We start from the raw sequence: 6,000 nt of genomic DNA on the forward strand, positions 1-6,000 counted from the left end.
CTCCTGGTACAGCCCGTGGTATCGATCCGGTTGAGTGGGTTGCCGCATATGGCCGTCGAATACCTCCATTCCATCAGGGGCTGCCTTTTGAAATGTTTCCACTCTCCGTTGTGGTACTGGCTGCATCCTTGCGCACCGGCAATGTGATCTCTTCAAACACATTGCCTTCGATCACAACGCCTTTGGACTCCAGCAGGTTGATGCCTGCCTGGGGTTCCTCTTCCTTCTTCCTGAACAGCCCGCTGCGCTTCACGATGAAGCGGTTGCTGCGGATGATGGAGCCATCGGCATCGCGCAGCTTGAGGATGGCGGGCAGCGGGGCCTTGTCGCGCGGGTCCATGTGCACGATGAAGGTGTTGCCCTCCACCAGCGAGCGCGGGCCGTACAGGTAGACAGCGGTGCGGCCATCGACCTCGATGGTGTTGTTGCGCACCACGTTGTCGGAGCCCGCCATGATGATGGCGCGGCCGCCGGCTTTGATTTGGAGGTTTTCTGCTGTGTAGAAGGTGGGTGGGGTGTAGTTCCAGTGGATTTCGTTGAACTCCTTGATTTTGATATTCCAGTCGGTTGTTTGCGTGACTGGAAAATCCTCAGTCAATTCTTTTATTCTTTTCCACGCAGAAATATTGGGTGCCATATCCACACCCAAACCCCTTGGTCCAGGGGTTTCTATTTTTCCATGATGCACACGTAGGAATGCTAGATTTTTCCCAAGGAGACCAACTCCACGAGTATTCTCAAAAGGTGCTCCTGAAATTTCATGGCCTTGCAAATCCAAGTCGGCATTTGTGTTTTTGTAAAAAGTTAAAACACTTCCTCTGCCAATTTCATCGGTGGGAGATCCTCGAATACTCCAATCTATTAAATCTCTAACTTTTCTTTGAGTAAAATTATGCACTACGCAATGGCGACCCGAGCCTTCAAATGCCTCCTTGATTGATATATATCCACCTGTGTATCTCACTGCTTTGCAGCCTGAAGGCAAGGGTGTTTCTCTGATATTTTTTGCATTTTGGATTTTTGTTCCATTACCTGATTCGTGAGTGTCCAAAGTGTCTACTGCATATGCATGAGGTTGCAGTACCAATAAAAAAGAGACCATGGTTAAACGGACTTGCATATAGGACTTCTTGGCAAACATACTCCAGGATAATTTTTCTCTTGACCAGCGAGTCCGCCAAGATATTTCTCCCTGTTCTTCTTGGCGGTTTCTTCGTTATATTGATCTAGGTACTTTTCAGAGAAATTTATCTTGGCATCAGTAGAAACGCTTTTGTCTTTTTCAGGTTTTATTTTTCCATCTTGGATATATTTATTAATCGCCTCTTGAAGCATGCCAATTTTAGTTGGTGATTTGCCACCACCTCGCGAATTGCACTGAATCTCTCCAGCACTTTCTCTATCTCTTTAAAGCTCACCGCCGGCTTAGCCCCATACCGCGTCAAAAACTCATAACGCATATGTCCGTCGAATACTTCCATTCCATCAGGGACTGCCTTTTGAAATGTTTCCACTCTCCGTTGTGATACTGACCGCATCCTTGCGCACCGGCAATGCGACCTGCTCGAACACATTGCCCTCGATCACCACGTCCCTGGACTCCAGCAGGTTGATGCCGGCCTGGGGTTCCTCTTCCTTCTTCCTGAACAGCCCGCTGCGCTTCACGATGAAGCGGTTGTTGCGGATGATGGAACCATCGGCATCGCGCAGCTTGAGGATGGCGGGCAGCGGCGCCTTGTCGCGCGGGTCCATATGCACGATGAAGGTGTTGCCCTCCACCAGCGAGCGCGGGCCGTACAGGTAGACGGCGGTGCGGCCATCGACCTCGATGGTGTTGTTGCGCACCACGTTGTCGGAGCCCGCCATGATGATGGCGCGGCCGCCGGATTTGATTTGGAGGTTTTCTGCAGTGTAGAAGGTGGGTGGTGAGTAGTCCCAGGGGATTTCGTTGAAGTTCTGGTTCTCGCCATTCCAATTTGTTTTAATAATTATTGAAATATCTTCCTTCATCATTTCTATTCTTTTTCTAATATTTGAATCTCCAGAAGCCATTTCTATGCTTATTCCCAATCTTCCAGGTGTTTCAATCTTTCCATTATGAACCTTTAGAAAGCATAATTCAATCCCCTTAGTTCCAATGCCACGAGTATCTTCAAAAGGCGATCCCGATATGAGATGATTTTGCAAGTTCAGGTCCACATTGCTGCTTTCGAAGAACGTTAATATATTTCCGGTTCCAGCATCATTTATTGGAGACCCTCTTTGTCTACCAGATATGAGGTCACGAGATTTTCGCTGAACGAAATCATGAACAACGCAGTGCTTACCAGAACCTTTGATTGACTCTGATATTGGAACTCTCTGACCTCTATATTTAACAGCCTTGCACCATATGGGTGGAAGTTTTGCGTCAACAGGAGGGTGTTGGCTCTCGGTCCATTTTTCCCATTGCTGTTTTTCTGCATGCCCAGTCCGCCAAAAAGCTAGCAGCACAAATATTATTAAAATGCACACTATACGGGTTTGCATAACAAACTCCTTGGCAAACACACACCTGGATAGTCTTTCTCCCTACCCACTAGACCACCAAGAAAGATCTCTCTATTGTTTTCTGCTTTCTCAAAGTCATATTCCTCTGAATTTTTATCTTTCAAATCTATTTTTGTTATTTTGATCTGACCTTTATTGTCTTTCGTTAAATTCAATTTTCCCTCATTAATCCATTTATTTAGATGGTTTTGTAGCAAATCAAATTTATCTGGAGAATTGCTCCCACTCTCCCGCGTGGCATTGAATCTCTCCAGCACTTTCTCTATCTCTTTAAAGCTCACCGCCGGCTTAGCCCCATACCGCGTCAGAAACTCATAAACCGCTTTCTCCCCTTGCAGCGATCGATACTCCCGCTTGTCCCAATAAGGCACCTCTGGGTCAGGCATATTCCCCAGTATTGGCATGTCCTCGTCATAGGTGTAATCCGGCTCCGACCCCGCAAACCCATGCCCTATGCCCAGCTTCACGCTGATGGCATCGAACGGCCGGTTGTCCTTGTCCCGGTGGCTGAAGGTGTCCAGGTAGGAGTGCAGGAATTCGCCCAGGAACTGGTATTCGGCGCAGGGCTGGGCCGGGTTGCCCAGCCGGCTGGCGTTGAGCAGGTTGTTCAGTTGCGGGCTCAGGTTGCCCACCACGCTGTTGACGTTGTCGTTGGCGTACTGGGGCAGCGTGGTGCCCTTGTCGTCGGACAGCGTGAAGTGGTACCACAGCAGTTGCCGGTGGTTCTTGAAGATCGAGCCCACCGTGGTGAGGGTGTTGGCATCGTCCAGCGGCTTGGTGATGGGGTTGTCATCCACGTACTGCGAAGCCAGCGCCGTGATGCGCGCAGGTTCGTAGTCCAGGCCGGCTGCCAGGGCCAGGAAGAAGACCATGTAGTAGTGCATGTCCTCCTGGTACAGCCCGGTGGGATCGATGCGGTTGAGCGGGTCGCCGCCGGCATACAGGTAGGCATCGGGTCCGTCCGGGTAGCCCAGCGGGTCCGGCTGCAGGTAGCGGCCGCTGGCCGGGTCGTAGCTGCGGTGCCAGTTGTCGTGCAGTCCGCTTTCCTCGTCGAAGTACTGGCCCGGCAGGCGCAGGTTGAGCACGGCCTGCTGCCGGGGCAGGCTTGTGTGGCCGGCCTGATGCATGGCCGGCGCTCCCCAGGGGGTTTGGCGGGCACGCCAGACCACGCGCTGGCCTGCGTCCGTCATGGCCTGCGGACTGCCCCGGTGGTCGTTGTGGATGTGCAGCATGCGCGCCTTGCCGCTGGCGTTGTCCCGGTTGTGCGCGGATTCCAGCTTGGCGATGGGCAGGGTGCGAGTCCCCTCGTTCAGGTACAGGTACTGGCTGGTGATGCGGCCTTCGCCATCCATTTCCGCGACGAGCCGGTTGTCCTGCCACAGGTAGTGGCTGTGCGTTTGCCCATCGCCCTGGTGCACGGTCTTGCCCACGCGCTGGCCCAGGCTGTTGTAGCGGTAGCTGGCGATGGGCCGGTCCTGGTGGTCGCTGATGCCCTGGAGCTGTCCTGCCTCGGTGTAGGTGTAGCGGTGCAATGCGTCCTGGACGGTGCGACCCTGGCTGTCGCGCTGCACGGGCGCTGGTGCTGACGGTGCGTTGTCCTGCACCAGCCTGCCGAAGCCCTGGTAGCGGTAGTCGGTCTTGTGCAGGCCCGCTGGTGGCCACTCCTGCTCGATGGCGCGGATGCGCGGGCCCACGCCGTAGCGGTAGCGCTGGCTGAGGATGGGTGCGCTGCCTTGCGATGTGCCTTGTGATGTGCCTTGCCCGGTGGTCTGCTGCGTGAGGCGCCCGGCAATGTCGTATTGGCGAATGGTGGCCAGGCCATTGCCTGCCGTGTAGTGCTGCAGGCCGTTGAAGGCGTCCGTTTGGATGTCGCCGACCACCGTCTGCGCGGGCAGCAAGCGTTCAAGCAAGCCTGTGGCGCCGGCGCCCAGCCAGTGGTCGCTGGCCTGCAGCAGGCCGGCCACCCAGGCGCTTTGCAGTTGCAGCCCTTGCACGCTGGCGCCGTCGCTGGCGGGGCCGCGCCGGGTGACGAGCACGCGGCCATCGGCCAGGGTGCGGCTGTGGACCCGGCCGTCCGGGCCATAGCGCGTGGCGGTGCGGTAGGTATGCTCGCCCTGGCCGTCGGGCGTGGCCAGCGCAATGGTGCGTGCCACGGGGCGGCCCAGGGCGTCGTATTCGATGGACTCGCGCTGCCAGTTGCTGTCGATGGTCTGCAGCAGCCGGCCCTGGTAGTGCAGCCGGGTTTGCGAGGAAGAGCGACGATCTGCGCCGGGCGCCGCTTCGTAGCGCTTGGCCAGCAGACGCCCGCTGGGGGCGTACTGGTAGTGGGTGCTGCTGCCGTCGGCGCGGGTGTGCACCAGCAATTGATCGGCTTCGTTGTAGCGTGCGCTTTGGCGGCCATGATCGGCAAGCTGAAGCCAGACGGTGCGGCCGAAGTCGTCGTGCAGGGCCTGGCGGCGTTCGGCGGGTTGGGCTCCTTGGGAAGCAGTGGTTTGGTGTCCGATGTCCTGGGGTGCTGTCGGCACATCGGAGGAGCCTTGCAATGCCAGCCGTACCGCCCCATCGGGCGTTTGCGACAGGCTGGCATGGAGACTGCCGTTGTCCAGCCAGCGCGTGCGGGTGTCGTCGCCATCGGTGTGCTGGAGCAATTCCCCCGCATCGCCGTAGGTGTAGCTGTCCAGGCGCCCATCGGGCAGCAGGCGGTGGCTCAGGCGCCCTTGCGCATTCCAGCCGTAGTAGGCCGCACGTTCGGGGAGGTCCTGGCCTTCGCGGTACAGGCCCAGCCGCTTGATGCGGCCTTCGCTGTCGCGCTCGATCTGGCCCCGGTTGCCCAGGCCATCGAGCCTAGCCTGGGTGCTGCCCTGGTAGGCCCAGGTGATGCTGCGGCCTGCCGTGTCGATGGCCTGGCTGGGGCGGCCCAGGGCGTCGTGGCGGATGCGGTATGGATTCAGGCTCAGCCGGCTGCTGGCGCGGGGCTGGCCGTCGGCGTCCAGCAGCCAGCCGCTGGTGGTGATTTCTTCGGCCTGCAGGGCGTTGGCGGACAAGGCGCTGTAGCGCATCTGGCGCTGAAGGCGCCGCACGCCGTCGTCTTCGGTGCGGGTCGTGATGCGCCCGGCCTGGTCATGCTCCAGCGCCACGGTCGTGCCATCGGGCTGCAGCACGCGCGTGACGTGGCTGCCGCTGCGGTCCCAGCGCAGCCGCGTGAGGTCGTTCTGCGCCGGGCTTCCATCGTCATAGCCTGCCAGCGAGGTGGGCAGCGGCCCGTCGATGTCCACCAGCACGCTGCGGCCGTTGATCTCGGTGTAGCGGTAGCGCGTGCTGCGTTCGATGGGCGTGGCGCCGTCCGCATTGCCTGCGGGCTGGCCCTGGGCATCCAATGGGCTGAAGCCCGTCTCGGTGATCTGCAGCGGCTGGCGGCTGCTGTTGTAGCGGATGCGGATCTGGTGTTCG

3 protein-coding genes and 1 pseudogene are annotated in these 6,000 nt (G+C 57.8%); all 4 read right to left on the reverse strand.

All coding sequences use genetic code 11. The annotated features are described in order from the left end of the window. Window positions 1–73 precede the first annotated feature (73 nt). Complete coding sequence (locus tag ACF8LI_RS19890) at window positions 74–1,120, reverse strand: right-handed parallel beta-helix repeat-containing protein (protein ID WP_267179368.1); 1,047 nt, start codon at window positions 1,118–1,120, stop codon at window positions 74–76. Further along, window positions 1,105–1,335 carry a hypothetical protein gene (locus ACF8LI_RS19895; RefSeq protein ID WP_250440127.1) on the reverse strand — a complete coding sequence of 77 codons (231 nt, stop codon included), beginning with the start codon at window positions 1,333–1,335 and terminating at the stop codon, window positions 1,105–1,107. Before ACF8LI_RS19895 ends, ACF8LI_RS19890 begins: the two co-directional genes overlap by 16 nt. Window positions 1,336–1,569: 234 nt before the next feature. Then, window positions 1,570–2,529, reverse strand: a pseudogene (locus tag ACF8LI_RS19900) (hypothetical protein); the annotation flags it as partial. Beyond that, window positions 2,514–6,000: DUF6765 family protein (locus tag ACF8LI_RS19905; protein WP_392413984.1), on the reverse strand; the 3,487-nt coding region annotated here is incomplete at its 5' end. The pseudogene ACF8LI_RS19900 and the gene ACF8LI_RS19905, both read right to left, overlap by 16 nt.

Origin of the sequence: Delftia sp. WSY_12 (genome assembly GCF_043104645.1) — a bacterium.
Classification (GTDB): Bacteria; Pseudomonadota; Gammaproteobacteria; order Burkholderiales; family Burkholderiaceae_C; genus Comamonas; species Comamonas tsuruhatensis.